At 51.4% G+C, this 17,596-nt stretch carries 11 protein-coding genes; 3 read left to right on the top strand and 8 right to left on the bottom strand.

Annotated elements, in window-relative coordinates; all coding sequences use genetic code 11:
* The first annotated feature begins 1 nt into the window (after position 1).
* Together CSR04_RS20530 and CSR04_RS20525 are read left to right on the top strand one after the other, a co-directional pair.
* Positions 2 to 991: a DUF3137 domain-containing protein gene (locus tag CSR04_RS20530; RefSeq protein WP_146027215.1), complete on the top strand. Its 990-nt coding sequence runs from the start codon at positions 2 to 4 to the stop codon at positions 989 to 991.
* Between the two features lie 549 nt (positions 992 to 1,540).
* The gene (locus tag CSR04_RS20525) at positions 1,541 to 2,344 is read left to right on the top strand and encodes a class I SAM-dependent methyltransferase (RefSeq protein WP_102798210.1); all 804 of its coding nucleotides are present in this window, start codon (positions 1,541 to 1,543) and stop codon (positions 2,342 to 2,344) included.
* Between the two features lie 36 nt (positions 2,345 to 2,380).
* Here the strand turns inward: CSR04_RS20525 and CSR04_RS20520 are convergent, their stop codons facing one another.
* The 7 genes from CSR04_RS20520 to CSR04_RS20490 all read right to left on the bottom strand — a co-directional run bounded on the left by CSR04_RS20520 (position 2,381) and on the right by CSR04_RS20490 (position 14,006).
* Positions 2,381 to 3,505, bottom strand: coding sequence for an ABC transporter permease (locus CSR04_RS20520; RefSeq protein ID WP_102798209.1), 1,125 nt, complete (start codon positions 3,503 to 3,505; stop codon positions 2,381 to 2,383).
* A gap of 2 nt (positions 3,506 to 3,507) precedes the next feature.
* Positions 3,508 to 6,252 (bottom strand): ribosome-associated ATPase/putative transporter RbbA, encoded by a 2,745-nt coding sequence (rbbA, locus tag CSR04_RS20515; protein ID WP_102798242.1) that lies wholly within the window; start codon positions 6,250 to 6,252, stop codon positions 3,508 to 3,510.
* Positions 6,249 to 7,220 (bottom strand): HlyD family secretion protein, encoded by a 972-nt coding sequence (locus tag CSR04_RS20510; RefSeq protein ID WP_102798208.1) that lies wholly within the window; start codon positions 7,218 to 7,220, stop codon positions 6,249 to 6,251. The genes rbbA and CSR04_RS20510 overlap by 4 nt, the downstream gene beginning before the upstream one ends.
* Before the next feature lie 390 nt (positions 7,221 to 7,610).
* Positions 7,611 to 8,465 carry a DUF7281 domain-containing protein gene (locus tag CSR04_RS20505; protein ID WP_102798207.1) on the bottom strand — a complete coding sequence of 285 codons (855 nt, stop codon included), beginning with the start codon at positions 8,463 to 8,465 and terminating at the stop codon, positions 7,611 to 7,613.
* 17 nt (positions 8,466 to 8,482) lie between these two features.
* Positions 8,483 to 9,703: a phosphoenolpyruvate carboxylase gene (locus CSR04_RS20500; RefSeq protein WP_102798206.1), complete on the bottom strand. Its 1,221-nt coding sequence runs from the start codon at positions 9,701 to 9,703 to the stop codon at positions 8,483 to 8,485.
* Entirely contained in the window at positions 9,700 to 10,335 is a 636-nt protein-coding gene (locus tag CSR04_RS20495; RefSeq protein ID WP_102798205.1) for a condensin complex protein MksE, read from the bottom strand. The genes CSR04_RS20500 and CSR04_RS20495 overlap by 4 nt, the downstream gene beginning before the upstream one ends.
* A complete protein-coding gene (locus tag CSR04_RS20490) occupies positions 10,332 to 14,006 on the bottom strand; it encodes an ATP-binding protein (RefSeq protein WP_102798204.1) in 3,675 nt (1,224 codons plus the stop codon). The genes CSR04_RS20495 and CSR04_RS20490 overlap by 4 nt, the downstream gene beginning before the upstream one ends.
* 207 nt (positions 14,007 to 14,213) lie before the next feature.
* On the opposite strand from CSR04_RS20490, the gene CSR04_RS20485 reads away from it, so the two are divergent.
* Complete coding sequence (locus tag CSR04_RS20485; RefSeq protein ID WP_172449445.1) at positions 14,214 to 16,769, top strand: putative bifunctional diguanylate cyclase/phosphodiesterase; 2,556 nt, start codon at positions 14,214 to 14,216, stop codon at positions 16,767 to 16,769.
* Here the strand turns inward: CSR04_RS20485 and CSR04_RS20480 are convergent.
* Positions 16,751 to 17,278: an acyloxyacyl hydrolase gene (locus CSR04_RS20480; RefSeq protein ID WP_102798202.1), complete on the bottom strand. Its 528-nt coding sequence runs from the start codon at positions 17,276 to 17,278 to the stop codon at positions 16,751 to 16,753. The two genes, CSR04_RS20485 and CSR04_RS20480, sit on opposite strands and share 19 nt — an antisense overlap.
* Positions 17,279 to 17,596 lie beyond the last annotated feature (318 nt).

Genomic DNA, 17,596 nt, shown 5'->3' with positions numbered 1-17,596 from the left:
CATGGATGTCACCCCAAGCCACTCTGCCAGGCAGGCAGAACTAACAACCCTGTTTTCAGGCCAGCTTAAAAGCCAGTTACAGGCGCTGGATTCCGTCAGACAACAGGCGGTCAAGCGCCTGTTTATCGGCTGTATTGTTGTGCCCCTGCTCGGTTTGCTGAGCTTTGCCTATGCTCAGGTGAATTATATGGGCCCTGAGCTTATCTTCTGGGTTGTCGGCATCAGCGCGATGTTGATGTACTGGCTTGTAGCCAGTAAGTGGTCAGCCTACCGACAAGGCTATAAAACGCAGGTCGTGGGCAAGTTACTCAGTACCTTTAATCGCAGCTTTAAGTACTCCCCCAGCGGTGAGATCTCATCGGTTAAGTACAAAGAAAGCGGCCTGTACCGACGCGCCTATGACAGATACCAGGGTGAAGACCATGTCACAGGTAAGCTGGGCAAAACACAGCTTGAATTTTCCGAACTGCATACTCAGTACAAAACCACCACAACGGATTCCAAAGGTCGTACCCGAACCACCTGGCACACTATTTTTAAGGGCCTGTTTTTTGTCGCCGACGCCAATAAACACTTTAAGGGTAAAACCTATATTCTGCCCGACAGCACCGGCTTGTTTTCCGCCCTGGGCAAATCTTTAGGTAATCTGTTCGGCACCCGCGACGACAGGGTCGCTTTGGAAGATCCCGAGTTTGAGCGTTATTTTGAGGTTTACAGTAACGACCAGGTAGAAGCCCGCTACTTAATTTCCCCGGCCTTGATGCGACGGCTTCTGGCTTTCAGGTACGAAGCCGATGCCAGGGTGGCACTGTCTTTCGTCGGCGGTCAGTTATATATCGCGATTCCTACCCGCAAGGCCTATTTTGAACCTAAGTTGTTCAAACCTTCGGTCAATATGGACGTTATCGAAGAGATCTATCAGGATCTGGAATTTATTACCGGCATCGTGGAAGATCTGGATCTGAATACCCGTATCTGGACTAAGGAATAAAAATAACCACGGACAGAATCCTTTTACCGCAGAGACACCGAGAAGAGCTTGTAAAGTGACAACACCTGCAACCACTTTGTGTTCTCTGCGCCTCTGTGGTTATCAATATCTTGGTCGGATAAATTTCACCACAGAGGCACAGAGGGCACTGAGAAATACAGGAGATTTTTCAATGTAGGCTGTTGAAAACTCAGCGCTCTCTGCACCTCGGCGGTGCATCAGCCTTCTCACGAATAACCTCTCACAAAGACGCAGAGTGAACAGAGAAATACGCCAAGGGTAATCATCCCCTTAGACAACTCTGTGTTCTCTGTGCCTCTGTGGTTTTCATGCTTTTTAGCAGAATACCGTCATCACAGAGGGGGCGGTGAAAACATTAAGACTTGGTGCGGATTCCCCTTACAACAACCCCGTGTTCTATTTGCTAAATATCCTGTTACAACTCAAATGCGTATTGATGAAAGTTTTCAAAGCCTGCATAGCTCTGTAAGCTGAACAGGTTTTTTTAAGCCGTAGTAAAATCAACAACAGCAACAAAGGAAAGTGACAATGAAAAAGCTTTTATGCGCGGTGAGCCTGGCCCTGGGTGTCAGTGGTTTCGCTATAGCCGACAGCCTGGATAATGCCATCAACAATGCTCAGCGTACGGCAGATTATCAGGCCCGAGACCAGTACCGTCATCCAAAACAAACCCTGGAATTCTTCGGAATTAAGCCGGATATGACTGTGGTGGAAGTGTCCCCAGGCGGTGGCTGGTATACCGAGATTCTGGCGCCCTATCTTAAAGACAGTGGTACTTACTATGCAGCCGGTTTTGACCCCGAGTCCGAGGTAAAGTACTACCAAAATGCCCACAAGCGTTTCAGCGAAAAGCTGGCGGCCAATCCCGAGATGTATGGCAATGTCAAAGTCAGCATTTTCCAGCCCCCGCATAAGCTGGATATTGCCCCGGCTGGCAGCGCCGATATGGTGCTGACCTTTCGCAACGTACATAACTGGTATATGAACGGTGGCGAGGAAAACCTGCTGGCCAGCTTTAAGGCATTTGCCAAAGCCCTGAAACCAGGTGGCGTATTAGGCGTGGTTGAACATCGCTTACCGGCCGACCGTCCGGAATCAGATCAGCAGCGCAGCGGCTATATGCATCAGGCTCTGGTGGTACGTATTGCCGAGCAAGCGGGCTTTACCCTGGCGGCTGAATCAGATGTGAATGCCAATCCCAAAGACACCGCCGACCACCCCAAAGGCGTATGGACCTTACCCCCCAGTCTGCGTTTAGGTGACGAAGACAAAGCCAAATATCAGGCTATTGGGGAAAGTGACCGTATGACCCTCAAGTTTGTTAAAAAATAACTCTGGTAGCGCCGCGGTGCGGCGCTTTTTCAGTCACTAGCCCATACTGACAATGGCTTTACGAAAACGCGTCAGGGCAATAGCAAAAAACACCAGACCAATCGCCAGCAACACCAGCAACAGTGGCCAGGCCAGCGACCAGCCCGCCCCCCGGTGCAATATATCCTGTGCCAGCGATACAAAGTGAGTGGATGGCGAAAGCTGCATAATCCAGCGCAGCCAGTCAGGCATGCTTTCCTGTGGCGTAGTGCCCCCTGAAAGCAGATACATCACCACCACCACCGGGATCACCAGTAAACCAAACTGCGCCATGGTGCGGGTCAGGGTACCGAGCATAATTCCCAGCGATGTGACGGAAAACAGATACAAAGCCGTCGCCAGACTAAACAACAATACCGAGCCCTGGATGGGCACGGCCAAAAGCTGATGCACCACCAACGCCAGGGATAACAAAGTCGCCACCAGGATCACCAGGCCATTTGCCCAGACTTTAGCCAGCATAATCTCGGCCGGGGTGACCGGCATCACCAGCAGATGTTCAATAGTGCCATGTTCCCGTTCGCGGATCAGCGCCGCGCCGGTGAGGATAATGCCCAGCATAGTGACGCTGTTGATCACCTGCATAACCGAGTTAAACCAGGCCGAATCAGCATTAGGATTAAACAACTTGCGCACTTCCAAACGCACCGGCAGGCTGTCGGTATAATTCACACCGGGGGCCAGATATGCCAGGCTTTCAGCCTGAACAATCTGCTGAATATAGGTGGCGCCATTACCGGCCTGAGTCATCGCCGATGCGTCCACATTCAGTTGCACCTGCGGCTGCTTACCTTCAAGCACATCCCGTTCAAAGTCAGGCGGGAATACCAATACAAACACAAACTCCCCTTGCTCCAGCACCATATCCAGTTGCCGGGCGGAGATCTTCACCGCAGGTTGGAACTGCGGGGCCAGCAGGGCTGCGGCGATTTGCCGGGAAAGTGCGGAGTCATCTTCGTCCACCACCGCCACTGCGGCGTTGCGAACTTCAAAGTTCACGCCGGTGGCAACGGTGTACACCGCGATTGAGAAAATATAAAAGATCAGACCCAGAAGCACCGGATCGGCCTTCAGACTGAACAGCTCCTTTACCCCTAATTGCCAGACATGACGCCACTGCATCTTCAACGCTCCTGCTTGCGCAAACCCAGCCAGGCCAGCCAGGTAAACAGTCCGATAAACCCTAACAGCGCTAACAGATTGGGCCACAGTTGCATAAATGACAGGGCCTTGGTGAAGCTGCCAATGCTGATCTGCTGGAACCAGGCAGAAGGAAACGCCAGCCCCAGATAGCGACCGGCCCCTTGCAACGAAGATACTGGGGTCAGCAGGCCGGAAAAATTGACGGCCGGTAAGATGCTTAGTACCGCCGCCGCAAACAGTGCAGCCACCTGGGTGCGGGTAAAAGATGACACCACCAGCCCAAACCCAGTGGTAGCAGCCACATACAACAGCGCGCCTAAACTTAGTACCCACAGCGAACCTTGTACCGGCACCTGGAACACCAGCAACGCCATCAACATCAGCAATATATAACTGACAAAGGCAATCAGCACATAGGGTGCCTGTTTACCCAGTAAAAACTCCAGACGCCGGGTGGGGGTGGACTGAAAATTAGCAATGGAGCCGGTTTCTTTCTCTCTGACAATGCCCAGCGCCGTCATCATGGCAGGAATTAGCGCCAGCATCAGCATCACCACGCCTGGCACAATAGCAAAGCGGCTTTCAAATGCCTGATTGAAATGAAACCGGCTTTGTACTTGCACTGGCATACCCAGTCCGCCTGGTTGCGGCTGCCCGGCCTGCAAACGTTGCAACTCACCAAGCAGCACTGCGTTAAGATAACCTGTACTGGTTTCGGCTTTAAACGGCATAGCACCGTCAACCAGGGCTGCAATTTGGGGCCGCTGGCCTTGCATTAACTGCCGTCCGAACGCGGGCGGGATCTCCAGCAATAAACTCAGCTCGCCGGTACGCAGTTTATTTAAGCCATCCTCGTTATCTTTGGGTGCCGGCTGGCGGGCAAAGTAGCTGGAGCCGTCCAGCCCTTCCAGCATCACCCGGCTTTCCCTGGACTGATCATAATCCACTACCGCGAAACGTAAGTTATCCACATCAAAAGAAATGCCGTAACCGAAAGTCAGCATCAGCAATAGCGGGCCCAGTAGAGCAAACAACAGTCGAATCGGGTCGCGACGGATTTCCAGGCTCTCACGCCAGGCATATGCCCACCAGCGTTGCAACGCACGATATCGTGGCGACGGCCGTTCAGGCTCCACCACCACGTTGTCTGGGCTTGTGTCATGCAAGCTGTGTTTTGCTTGCGTATTGGCCGCGTCCTGCAGGTAGGCAATAAAGGCCTGCTCCAGGTTGTTTGCCCGCCGGTTTGCCGTGAGTTCAGCCGGACTGCCCACCGCCAGCACCTTGCCTGCATGCATCAGGGAAATACGATCGCAGCGCAATGCTTCATTCATAAAGTGGGTGGAAACAAAGATGGTAACGCCCTGCTCTCGGGACAACCTCAGCAGTTGGCGCCAGAACTGATCACGGGCAATGGGATCTACCCCGGATGTGGGTTCATCTAGGATCAACACCTGCGGCTCGTGTAATACGGCAACCGCCAGTTGCAGTCGCTGGCGCATCCCCAGCGGCAAGCTTTGTGGCAAGCTGTGTTTTACCTGCACCAGCTCAAAATCCACCAGCAATTGTTCAATACGCTGCCTGGCGAAGTGGTCCTTCAGGCCATATAAGCGGGCATGTAATTCCAGGTTATGCAACACCGATAGCTCGGCATACAGCGAAAAACTTTGCGACATATAGCCGACCTGTTTGCGGGTTTGCATATCTGCGGCATCTGGCAGGCGGCCAAACAGTCTCGCTTCGCCACTTGAGAATGGTAACAGGCCGGTCAACATTTTCATGGTCGTGGTCTTACCGCAACCATTGGAGCCGAGAAAACCAAATATCTCGCCCCGCTCTATACGAAACGACACGCTGTCCACCGCCACAAAATCACCAAAGCGCCGAGTCAGATCCTTAGCTTCAATCGCAGGTGGCCCTTCATAGTGGCCAGGCGGTGTAACCTGAACCGCCTGGTGATTGAGCCGCTTACTGTCCGGCAACAGAGTGATAAAAGCCTGCTCCAGTTCCTGGCTATGGGTTTGCTCCAGCAAGCTTGCCGGGCTACCGGTGGCAATCACCTTGCCGTCATCCATGGCCATCAGCCAGTCAAAACCCTGTGCCTCTTCCATATAAGCGGTAGCCACCAGCACACTCATAGCAGGTCGGCTAGCGCGAATTTCATCGATCAGTTGCCAGAACTGACGACGTGAAAGCGGGTCAACCCCCGTGGTAGGTTCATCCAGTACCAACAAATCCGGGTCATGAATAAGGGCACAGCACAAACCCAGCTTCTGTTTCATGCCACCGGACAATTTACCGGCAGGACGGTCTAAAAAGGGCGCCAGGCCTGTCGCTTGCGTCAGGCGGGCGATACGTTGCTGACAGGCGGGGCGGCTTAAGCCAAATAGTTGGGCAAAAAAAGCCAGGTTTTCCGCAACGCTTAAGGTCGGGTAGAGATTTTTGCCCAGTCCCTGCGGCATATAGGCAATACGGGGTAATAACTGCCTGCGGGCCCGCACATCGGCCATATTTTCGCCCAGTACCAGCAGCTTTCCCTGCTGCAAGCGCTTAACACCGCAAATCAGCGCCAGCAAGGTGGATTTACCTACCCCATCCGGGCCGATTATGCCCACCATACAGCCGGCCGGAATCGACAAACTGACAGGTGCCAGCGCGGTTAGCTCACCATAGAGGTGGCCGACGTTGTGCAGGCGTACTACGTCGGTCAACTGTTGCAGCGCATTCATGGCAAGCTGATGGTCAGGCTGGCCGGCCACGGCGTATCTGCGCTGTCACGCACATAAGCCATGCCCCTTACACCGGTCTTCACTTTTTCCTGATATTTGTCCAGCAGGGCTGGATCAATGGCCAGCTTAACCCGGAACATCAGGCTGTCACGGGCATCCCGGGTCTCGACTGATTTGGGGGTGAATTGTGCATCGGCAGCAATAAAGCTGACTTTGGCCGGCACCACGTAGTTAGGAATAGGATCCAAAATCAGACGCGCCTCTTCGTTCATCCCTAGCTTACCTACCACATCGGCTGGCAAAAACACCGTCATATACACATCGGATAAATCCAGCAGGGTCACCAACCTGCCACCAGCCGCCAGCACTTCACCGGCCTGCGCCAGTTTGTATTGCACCCGACCATTGCCCGGCGCACGGATTTGTGTGTCATCCAGCAGGCTTTGCAATTCCTGCTGCGCTGCTTTGGCTTCACTGACACTGGCCAGCAGACGTTCAGTACTGGCATTGGCCAGTTTCAACGCAGCAGAGGCAGAATCAAACTGGGCTTTGGCTTGATCAAGCTTATCCTGCGACAGCAGTTTTTGGGCTACCAACGCCTGAATGCGTTTGAGCTCTGATTGCGCCAGGGTCAGTTGACTTTGGCGTTGTTCTGCCCCGGCTTTGGCTTCCTCTACCGCCAGCATTGCCTGCTCGACCTTGGATTGTAATTCCGCCTGTTTGGCCAATAGCTGCTGGTTGTCCAGGCGGGCCAGCAAGTCACCGCGATGCACCATCTGGCCTTCCTGCACCAGCACTTCTTCCACCCGGCCCGCCACTTTGGTGGCCACCTCAATTTGCGTGGCTTCCAACCTGCCATTGGTAGAGATAATACCCTGCGGCAACTGCGGCTGACTCCACCACCATATCCCGCCTGCTACCGCGGCGACTACCGCCACCAGCCCAAATATACGCGCTGTCGTTGCCATCTCATTCACTCCTTGATTTTTCTGGTTCACCCAATCAGGCCCAGGATAACAATATCATCCTGACGGCTTATTGATATCGAACAAGCTTATGGTTCGGATTCCTTCTGTACAGCAACATGGTATTGCAAAACATGACGCTGGTACATTTTCAACCTAGTAACACCTGAACACCACGAAAATACGTTCACCGCAGAGACGCGGAAAATAGCGTGCAGAGTGACATTATCTGCAACCACTCTGTGTTCTCTGTGCCTCTGTGGTTATCAATATTTCAGTTGGATAAATATCACCACAGAGGCACAGAGGGCACGGAGGGCACGGAGAAAGACAGAAATTTTTTTGATGTATATCCTGCGCTCTCTGCTTCTTGGCGGTGCATAAGCAAATCCGCTACCGAGGGACGCTGATAAGCTCGGTGCCCATCTGCAGAAAATGCTGCTGCATTATCGCCAGGCGCCCGCTCAGCACCCAGTCGGTCCAGGGCTGCCAGCCGTTGGTTAACTGTCTGCGTAAAAAGGCACAAGCCTTACCCTGCTTTTTAAAAACCCCTGGGCTGCTGCGCATGATCAGTTGTTCACAGCGATTGGCAGGCAACAACATATGCGTCACCATAGGCAGGCTGATGGCAATTTCCAGCCCCTTGGGATCAAGGTCACTAAACATAATCACCTGCGTGTGTGATGGTAACTGGGTTAGCAACTTCTTCAAGCCGCTGTTCAGACGGTTATGGCCACGGTAAACCAACAAAGAGTCGGCAATATCGTCCGCTACGCAGGCGCGCTGCCAGTGATCAAATACATCCAGATTTTCCACCACCAGTATCTGCTTGGGTGGAGTTTGCAATAGCAGCTCAACAGGTAGACGCAGCGAACTTTGCGGGGGAAGCTGAAGATCGAGGCCGCAGGTATGCATAAGACCATCACGCTGACGAACCAGCACAAAATCATCATCGGGACGAATATCGGCCAGTTTTTCCTGGTTCAGCCTGGCTGTAACGGCCAGGCGTTCAAGACCTGTTTCCAGTCCCTGCAACCAGTCAAAACGCGGGTAATCCTTTTGCAGCTCGTCCCGTAGTCGGCGTTTTTGCTCAGAGCTGAAGCTGCATATCTGGCCTTGCTGTCGGAACAGATCGCCATAATTGTCCACCAGCCATTGTGTCAGCGCTGAGCCAAAGCGTTTTTGCAGGCATTCCTGATCCTGCAAAAAACGGCTGAGGGTATTGATGTCGCGGCGATTAAGTTCCATAACTATGCCAACTTAAGCTAGCGCAGCCCCAGTTCCACATCGCGCACAATTTTATTGCCGGTAAATATTGGATGGTCCTCGATTTCCGGTTCCAGGGCGAAATATTGGCGATCTTCTTCGGCCAGGCCCTGGTAGCCGCCAATTACCTGGTAAATCCATACTTCTGGATCAAATTCCAGTGCCTGGCTGGTCAGATATTGTAAGGCTGTTAAACGCTTGCCCGTATCAATCACTTCGCAGAAATAGGCTTCCACCGCCTGATGAATGGCCTTATCGTCCAGCTCCACCTGGCCCTGACTTTCCACATCTATAGCCTGAGCATTACGCTCCTCATCATGGGGTTTTTCGGTGCGATGCAGGGCCTTAATGCGCCCAACCAGCAGTAGCAGATCCTGCTCATGGTCAACCCGGTTTACATCCACCGCCGCAGGTTGCAGTAATGGCTTGGCCAGATTAAACAACGCCGGTACCTGGCTGTGATTGGCATAATTAGCCGGTACAAAATCGGGCTGCTGCTCCATATGTAGCAAAAAGCCCTTAAGCAGGCGGGTGCGGCCGCGAAACTCGCGGAAGCGCCCAAGCAGTTCCAACAGACGCGACTGCGCCATACTCAGTTCCTGAGTGCAACGCGAGAAGCTTTGCTGCAGGGCGACCACCAGCAGATGGCGAAGCTCACGCAGGCCGCCAGCCACTTCGGACAGCTCATCAAAGCGGAACATTTCCAGTTGGCTAAGCAGCTCAGACACCTGACTTTGCGCAAGCTCGTTTTCACGAATTTTGGCATCAATAGAGGCCACATAACCGAATTCATTATTAATACGGCTAAACAAAGTACGCACGCTGTTTGCTAATGACTCAGCCAGGGCATAAACATGTTCAGCCAGATCATTTAAATGCGCCTGGGCTTCGGCATAACGATGATTATGCAGCGCTTCTTTATAATGCTGGGCCAGGGTTTTGAGACTGGCCAGTGCCGAGCCGATATTGGTGTCGATCTGCCGGTTGCGCTCATCATGTAAACTGCCTTCCAGTAAATTACGGATGGCCTTTTTCAGGCGCAGCGGCGCACCAGGTTCAGGCCGCCATAACACACCGAGTTTCTTAAGGTTATCGATAACACCGGGACTTGCCTCACTTTCATGCAGGGTACCGCTTAAGTACACCTGCATAATCAAATCGGCATTGCGCGACAGGGCATTAAGCAGTTTAACCCCGGCCTGATGCAAATTCTGATTCACAGCAGGCTCCCTTGCTGAATGGCAGATTCGGCCTGCTCCGCCAGCGACAGCGCTTCGGTCTCATCAATAAAGCGCAGCACTTCATACAGGTAATCTATTTTGCCGGTGGCAATATAAATCAGTTTATCCGGGTTGGGTTTCATCAGGTAGCCCAGCTCAGTTAAGCGTTTAAATACCAGATTTAACTGCCCGACCACCTCAACACTGTTGGAGTTAAACAAACGATAACGGGCAATCTTGGCTAACTGCTCTTTGTAAGCCGGGGTGTCCTCGATGGTGCTTTGCAATTCATTTGAACGAATGGTGCTGCCCTGAGTTACTGGCACATCCGAGCCACTGCTTTGTTGCACCAGCAGTAACCATTCCACCAGGGGCAACAAGCCCGCAGCTATTTCCTGAAACTGCGATGACAATACCTTACGCTCACTGTCTCCCAAGGTGCGATAGGCGGCAAAAAATACCTGACCGTCGGCTGCGCTCGACAAACTGCGGTTTAAGGTGGCCAGGTATTGGTCCACCGCTTCAAAGTTGGCACTTTGTTTTAAATAGCGCCAGCCGTCTTCGTCACTGATTTCACAAATAAAATCGCCAGACAGCAGACGCTCAAGAATACGACCTTGTTCACTGATCATGCGCTTTTCTCCTGTTGCTGGGCACGTTGACGCAAGCGCTCACTAATCGCACTGACTTTGGGCTGCACCACTTGCAGTTTGCGGCTGGCTTTATCAATAAGGTAGCGATTGTCAAACAGCGTCAATACCTCTGACTCGGGGTTGGGGAAGGCGCCCACCACGGAAATATTGTTGTTCTGACAGGCATCAAAGATTTTCTTCACATTGCTTTGGTGCAAGGTACCGAGCTCATCAATAGGCCAGTGAATAACTGCATTGGCTTTACCGCGTAACAAACGGGTAAAGGCCAGCAGGAACTTACACAAAATCAGGTAGGCCATACCGTGGCTGGAGGATTCATTTAATTGCCGGTCAGTGCGGATCACCAGATCGCTCTTACCTTCACGTAACTGCAATTCAATATCCAGTAACTTACCAATGCCACCAGATAAGGCCGCGCGACCAAGAATATCCATTACCCTACGCATACTCATGGCATAGTCATCGGGTGGCAAATCGGCCGCACCGTCTTCCAACCATTCCTGATATAAGCGATTAAACTGAGTGAGTTCTGGCCAGAATTCTAATTCACTGATACGTGAACGAATACGCACGGCAGAGTCAGATACGCCATCCAGGAATAACTCTTCTTCAACCTCCTGACTAATCCGTCGACTTTGCGTGACAATGCGTTTATCAATATCTTCCAGGACTTTGTAGTATTGGCTAAGGTCGGCACCAAAGGTACGCCCCAGGTCGCGAAGCCCCTGTAGCTTCTGCGGAATCAATACATTGAGTAACTGATCCAAATGGCTGACCAGGCGGCGGTGATCCACTGTGCGTACCCCCTGGGCATTGATTACCGCACATTCTTCCCTGGAACGCTCCCAGGTTTCCGCCAGTCCGGTACCTGCCTGGCTGGCAATTAGAGAATCAAAATGCTCAACATAGGCTTTAATATCGCTAAGCAGTTTGTCGCGACTTTGCAGTAACTGCTGACCTTCACCCAAGCGCTGCACAATACTGCCTTTATCCACCGCCGACTCAGCTTTAGGTAAGCTCAGTTTATTCAGCTGGGAATAAATATTCTTTACGTCAAGTTCCTGTTCCCTGGCGGTTTTCAGCAATTGTTCGACCTGGGTCTGCAATTCCTTCAGTTGGCTGCGCTGTTCTTTATAGGCCCCCTCCTGCTTGGCAAGCTCCCTTTCCGATTCAGCCTGCACCTTGCGGGCACGGGCCAGGCCCTGCTGCCAGGTGACCTTGTGTTGCAAATACACCGTGGCGTGCCAGTGCTCGTAATCTTTAACCAGCCCGCGGCTCTTTTCTGTTTTAAGAATATCTGTTTTTAATGTCTCGATTTGCTTACGCAGCTCAGCAATTTCGTCAACATCGACTCCGCGTTTGGCTAACTCGTTTTGCAGCCACAACTGCGCTTGTTTCTTGTCGTTAGTGGCCTGCTGGCGGCTATGCTGGATATGCTGTTCCACCTGCGCAATCTGGCTACGCAAGTCGTCGGTTACCTGCTGCCAATGGAATTGCAGTTCGGTCTCTGCGTCACGCAGTTGATCACGAATTTCGTCCAGCGCTTGCTGCTGCTGGCTTTGCACCTGCTGCTGACGCTTTTCATTGTCCTTCAGTCGGTCTTTATTCTGTTGCTTGCGTTCGGCCAGGGCCGCTCGATATTCCTGCAATAACTGGTCTTTATCTTGTTGCAGACGCTTGCGGTTCGCTTCCAGGGTGCGCTGTTCACTGTCGGCCTGAGCCTGCTTCAGTTCCTGGTTACGCACGACCTCTGAGGCCTGTGCCAGTTTCTGCTCCGCCAGATTCTGTTGTTCAACAGCTTCGGCCAGCAGACGCTGTGCACTGTCCAGTTGTGACTGTAACTGCTGTTCACTGTGAGCATAATCAGGCGTATCCAGCAGTGAAACATCCAGTTTCAGACCAAACAGGCTGTCATGCACTTCACCCAGCTCGGGCTTCAGGTCCTTACGGGTCAGCAGTTCAGCATTAATCACTTTACCTAAGGATTTGGGCCAGTCCGGCATTTCACGGCGCACAAACTCCAGCAAGCTGCCCTGGCCGGGGTACAGCAGCGCTTCGATTTTATCCACCTGCTGCTGGGCTTTGGCAAACTGCTTACGGGCCTGCTCCAGCTCGACGCTTGCCTGGTGACGGGACTTCTGACTGTTACTGAGTTCCTGAGCCAAGCGGCGCTGCTTATCGCGCCCGGCATCTTCCAGATCGGCTGCCTCCTGAATACTTTCTTCCAGCAGCGCAACCTGACTTTGCTCAAACTCATTGAAGCCTGCATTGCGCAAGGCGGCTGACAGCTCAGCATGCTGAACCTTTAGTTCCTGCAAACGCTGCTGGTAGTCTTGCTGAGCTTCGCTTAATTGTTGTTGATAATCCTGGCGCAATTCGGCCAGTTTGCGCTGCTCATCGGTGCGGGCGTCGGCCAGTTTTTCCTTTAGCTCCTGCTGCTTCTCGCCGTAAAGTTCCTGCTCCTGGCTGAGTTTCTCGCTGATGGCAGCCAGTTGCTTGTTGTAACTGGACTCAACATCCTGGTGTTGATCGGTCAGCAGGCTGTAACGATTTTGCGCACCATCCAGTTGACTTTGCCACTGACCCAACTGATTCAGGTTTTTCTGCAGGGTCTCAATGTCTTTGTCCTGCCAGTCCTGGTATTCCTTCTCGACCCGCTCCAGATCACTTTCATACGTGCGTACTTCAGCTTTAGCCTCAGACAGTTGCTGGTTAAGGTGGTCACGCTGAATGGCCCAGTCGCTTTCCTGTTTACGCAAGCTCAGCACCGTCTCTTCCAGCTTACCTTCGTGCTGCACTAAGCTGGCGGCCAGTTGGCTTAAATCAATGGAAAATTGCTGACGCAGTTGTGCCAGGCGAATTTCGCTCTGGCTCAACTCGTGGTTAGCCTGCTCCAGGCGGCTGAACTGAGGACGGATGGCATCAAATTCTTTGATCAGATGACATTCACGGATCCAGTCTTCTACCTTATTGCGACTCAACCCGGAACTGGGTGGTTGCACCCCGTCTTCTTCCAGAATCGCGGCAATCATGGCCTTGATGGTCTCCATCTTGCCTTCACGGGAATGCACAGCCTTGGCCAGTTTCTCTATATGGCGCAGGCTATGCTGAGTTTCACACAGGGCAAAAATGCGTGCATAGCCCAACAGTTCCCTACCATTGCTGGAGGCGTTCATCACTCCCCTGTCATTTTGCAGAACAGCGCGAAAATCCTTAGTGTTGAGCTGCTTACTGACGGTATAGCCATTGCGGGCCAGGGTTCTGGCCTGCTCTACCGCCGGCAGACTGGTATGTTTGCCGTTTTTGTTCTGGTACAGGTAGTCGTCCAGATCAAAGCCTTTGGCGATAAAGCGGTAGTTCACACCGTTGCCGGTGGAGGTCAATACCAATTGGCAAAGCTCTTCTTCACCGGTGCGATACTCATAGATAATAAAACTGGATTCACGGGGCAGATACCAACGCTCGAAACTGTCACGAGTAGCGGGTACCACGCGGCTGGGATATTCGCCGTAAAAAACCGGGATAAGGCGTTGCAGAGTGGTTTTTCCCGATGCATTGGTGCCACATATATTGGTGTGGCCGTCGAGTTTAAGTTCCACCACCCCTGGCAGGTGGGTATCAATCAGAATCAGGCGAACTAGTCCAGGCATAAGGTTCCTTATTCGGGGATGGCAACATCCATCCAACTACAAGCGCCAAAGTGCGAACTCTCTGGGCCGCAAAGCAAAGGACTATTCTATACCAAGGCGGCAATTCAATTCACTATCCAAGGCAAGCTTGATAGATAGGCAATATGGTTGATACTCAAGGCTGACACATTGATGTATTGCAAGGGAAAAAGCTAAAGAGAAATGAATATGCATTTAAACCTGTTGTCAGCTCCTGCCTTTTTTACTGCGTCTATCGCCATGAATCTGATGGTTGCAATCATGGTGCTGGCATCCGGCCTGTATCAAAGACAAAACCAGGCTTATCTGTCTTTCTTCTTTCTGTGTCTGGTTGTCTCTCTCTATCAATGGTCAACCATTCATTACCACGAAGCACAACCTGTTGAATCCGCAGTCTATTGGTTAAAACTGCAAACCGCCTGTTATATAGCGGTAATGCCCACCGCATTCTATTGTTTTGCCGTCTGGACAAAACAGCATGGTATTAATGTTTGGCTCAAACTGTTGCTTATCTGGTCACTGATCTTGGCCATACTTAACTTTATGCAGCCATATGGCCTCAAATTCAGTCAGATTAACGCAGTAATCACCTGGCAAAGTGCAGCAGGGCAGCAGTTGCAAAACTTTGTCGGCCCCTTGCATTGGTCCGGGATCCTCTTACACCTGACGGGTCTGGTGATGATTATCTGGTTACTGTGGCGCTGCTGGGAGTTAAAGAAGCAGGGCAAGAGCGTAATGGCGATATCTATTCTGATATTTGTGCTTCTGCTGTTTGCCAGTTGGATGGTGGCGGCGGCCATTCAGACCGGTCGCATCAACTCAGTACAATTGGTTGGTTTTACCTTTAATTATTTTATGTTGCTGGTGTGCATCAATGTGGCATCACAGCTGCACCGACAACGCAATCAACTACAACAAGCGCTGACAACCAGCAAACGTGTCGCCGGCGCCTTGCGTGGTTTGGTAAAGAGCATGGAAGCACAACAAGGCTGCAGCTTCTATGACAGCCAGGTCATGCAATTGCAAAAGCTCTACCAGGCAGATTTATGCTTTGTCGGTCTGTATAAAACCGACAGTACCGATGATGCGGTAGTACAGGCGTTGTCAATGTACAAAGACGGGGAAAAATCGGAAGGGTATATTTACCCGCTTAAAAACACCCCCTGCCAATCCATTAAGGACAAACGTATTTGCGCGCACTACCGGGATGTACAAAAACAGTTTCCCCATGACGCCATGTTAGTAGAGCAAAATTTCCAATCCTATATCGGCGCACCAATATTGGATACAGATGGCCAGCCGTTAGGTTTAATCGCTTTACTGTTCAGACGAGAGCTGGAAGCGATCCCGGAATATGAACAAACCCTGATGATTTTTGCCCAGCGTACGGCGGCAGAGTTACGCCGCGAACGAGCAGAACTGAGCCTGAAACAAGCGGCCTTTACTGATGGTTTGACCGGGCTGGCCAATCGCAAAACATTGTGGGAGTGGTTAACCTGCCAGCCAAAGGAAGTCTGGCGAGGTTACCCAACCTTACAAGTATTGATTGTTGATATTGACGGTTTTCGAGAGATCAACAAACTACATGGCCAGGCCGTTGGTGACAAAGTGCTACAAGCTATCAGCAAACAGCTTAAGGCCTACGTGAAACAAGGGGATTTGCTTGCCCGTTATACCAGTAACAGCTTTGTGGTGATTAAAGAGGGTATCGAAAGCCCCGATGATCCGATGCTGAAGTTGCATGGTGAAATGCTTGCCAGTCTGGTCCGCACGCCCATACGTCTGGCCAACCGACAACTTAAACTGAGTGCCAGTATCGGCTCTGTACTGGCATGCCAGGCCAGAAATATTGAAGAGCTGCTGCGTTATGCAGAATCGGCCAAACAGCAGGCCAAGCAACAGGGGCCTGGCAGTATACGGCGTTTTGATCCGGCTCTGCAGACATTGCTGGATAGCCGTCAGTCGTTAGAAAAGGAATTGGCTGACTCCATAAAAGAAGGCCAGTTTTTTCTGCTTTTTCAGCCTCAGACCAGTGCTGATGGTCAACTGCTTGGTGCAGAAACGCTGATCCGCTGGGCTCATCCAGTCAAAGGCATGATCCGACCTGACCTGTTTATCAGCGTAGCAGAAGAGACCGGCTTAATTCGTCAACTAGGTCAGTGGTTGTTTGAAGCGGTATTCAGGCAAATTCAGATTTGGCGGCGACAGAAGGTAAATTATCCCCATCACTTAGCCATCAACGTGTCCCCTTTGCAGTTTGTTGATCCTTCCTTTGTTGAGAACCTGAAAAAGCAGGTGCTGTATTACGATATAGAACCCTCAGAGATCGTATTGGAACTGGTTGAGACAGGGTTACTGGATAACAAACATGAGACATTGGACAAGCTACATAAACTGCGGGCAATGGGCTTTAAACTGGCCCTGGATGACTTTGGTACCGGTTATTCGTCCTTGTCTTATTTGAAGGATCTGCCGCTGGATATTCTCAAGATAGACAAATCCTTCGTCGATGACTTACAAACACCCAGCACACTCAAGCTGGTGCATGCCATAGTTGACATCAGTCACAACCTTAATCTGGACGTAGTTTGTGAAGGTGTTGAGCACCAGTGGCAGGTTAACACGCTCAAAGAAATGGGTTGCCGCCGGTTTCAGGGCTATTATTTTGCCCGTCCGCTGCAGGCTGACACTCTGGTCGACTGGCAGTTTACGCCAGCAGAGCAGACTCAGAACCAGCGCGCATAGGACAGGTTAAGAAAGTCCATGCCGGGATTATGATCGTTCAACCCACCATTGGAATAGTGCATATAGCGCAATGCAACAGATTGTTGAGAGTCGGTTTGCAGTACCAGCCCCAATCTGTCCTCAAACTGATAATGGGAGCCGATATCTTTGCCAGCAAAACGTGTGTCATCCACAAGGGATACACCAATACCAAATTCCCACTTCAGCGGATAACCATAAAGGGTCGCAAACTGCTGGCTGATAACGGGCGACAAAGCCAGCGCCAAATTAGTCTCATGACGGTTTTGCGCACCGTATTCCCAAAAGTTCAGGCTGAATTCGAAATACACTTCCACATCGCCTAACCACTGCACTTTGCTTAAGTGCCCCTGGTAGGGCCGATATGCCAAGCGCAGGCCAGTTAAATCGCCCTCTCCCAAAAGCAGGTCCAGTGCTGCGCCTTGCCTTGCCTGAGTGGCGGATGACAAGGTTAACGTCAAGCAAAAAAATAAAAACACCAAATACTTCATAGCAAATAGCATCACTAAAATGAATGTTTACTGGATAATGGTGACGACCTTTAAATATTCAATAATCAAATGAATAAATATTTTTATCATCACCACTAGTGATGCGAGTGAGAGTAACCGTCAATGAAAGAGATGAATATGGGATTTTTTTGGCAAAATCATTCTATTTAATTGAATGACCCGGCCTTACCTTAATGTGATGGGCAGTGGACAAGCGTAACAAGCAAGAGAATAGATTAACTACCATCAGCCAATAGCTGACGGTAGCTGATGGCATAGCGAAGGGGTGCAGACAGGTGACAAGGGTGCGCTGCTTTA

The organism is Bowmanella denitrificans (assembly GCF_002887595.1).
GTDB lineage: Bacteria > Pseudomonadota > Gammaproteobacteria > Enterobacterales > Alteromonadaceae > Bowmanella > Bowmanella denitrificans.
The sequence above is the reverse complement of the archived record's forward strand: the minus strand, read 5'-3'. Positions and strand labels throughout refer to the sequence as shown.

Excerpts from the sequence above, each read along its gene's own strand:
- CSR04_RS20530 (WP_146027215.1), top strand. The coding sequence starts at position 2 with ATGGATGTCACCCCAAGCCACTCTGCCAGGCAGGCAGAACTAACAACC.
- CSR04_RS20525 (WP_102798210.1), top strand. The coding sequence starts at position 1,541 with ATGAAAAAGCTTTTATGCGCGGTGAGCCTGGCCCTGGGTGTCAGTGGT.
- CSR04_RS20520 (WP_102798209.1), bottom strand. The coding sequence starts at position 3,505 with ATGCAGTGGCGTCATGTCTGGCAATTAGGGGTAAAGGAGCTGTTCAGT.
- rbbA (WP_102798242.1), bottom strand. The coding sequence starts at position 6,252 with ATGAATGCGCTGCAACAGTTGACCGACGTAGTACGCCTGCACAACGTC.
- CSR04_RS20510 (WP_102798208.1), bottom strand. The coding sequence starts at position 7,220 with ATGGCAACGACAGCGCGTATATTTGGGCTGGTGGCGGTAGTCGCCGCG.
- CSR04_RS20505 (WP_102798207.1), bottom strand. The coding sequence starts at position 8,465 with ATGGAACTTAATCGCCGCGACATCAATACCCTCAGCCGTTTTTTGCAG.
- CSR04_RS20495 (WP_102798205.1), bottom strand. The coding sequence starts at position 10,335 with ATGATCAGTGAACAAGGTCGTATTCTTGAGCGTCTGCTGTCTGGCGAT.
- CSR04_RS20490 (WP_102798204.1), bottom strand. The coding sequence starts at position 14,006 with ATGCCTGGACTAGTTCGCCTGATTCTGATTGATACCCACCTGCCAGGG.
- CSR04_RS20485 (WP_172449445.1), top strand. The coding sequence starts at position 14,214 with ATGCATTTAAACCTGTTGTCAGCTCCTGCCTTTTTTACTGCGTCTATC.
- CSR04_RS20480 (WP_102798202.1), bottom strand. The coding sequence starts at position 17,278 with ATGAAGTATTTGGTGTTTTTATTTTTTTGCTTGACGTTAACCTTGTCA.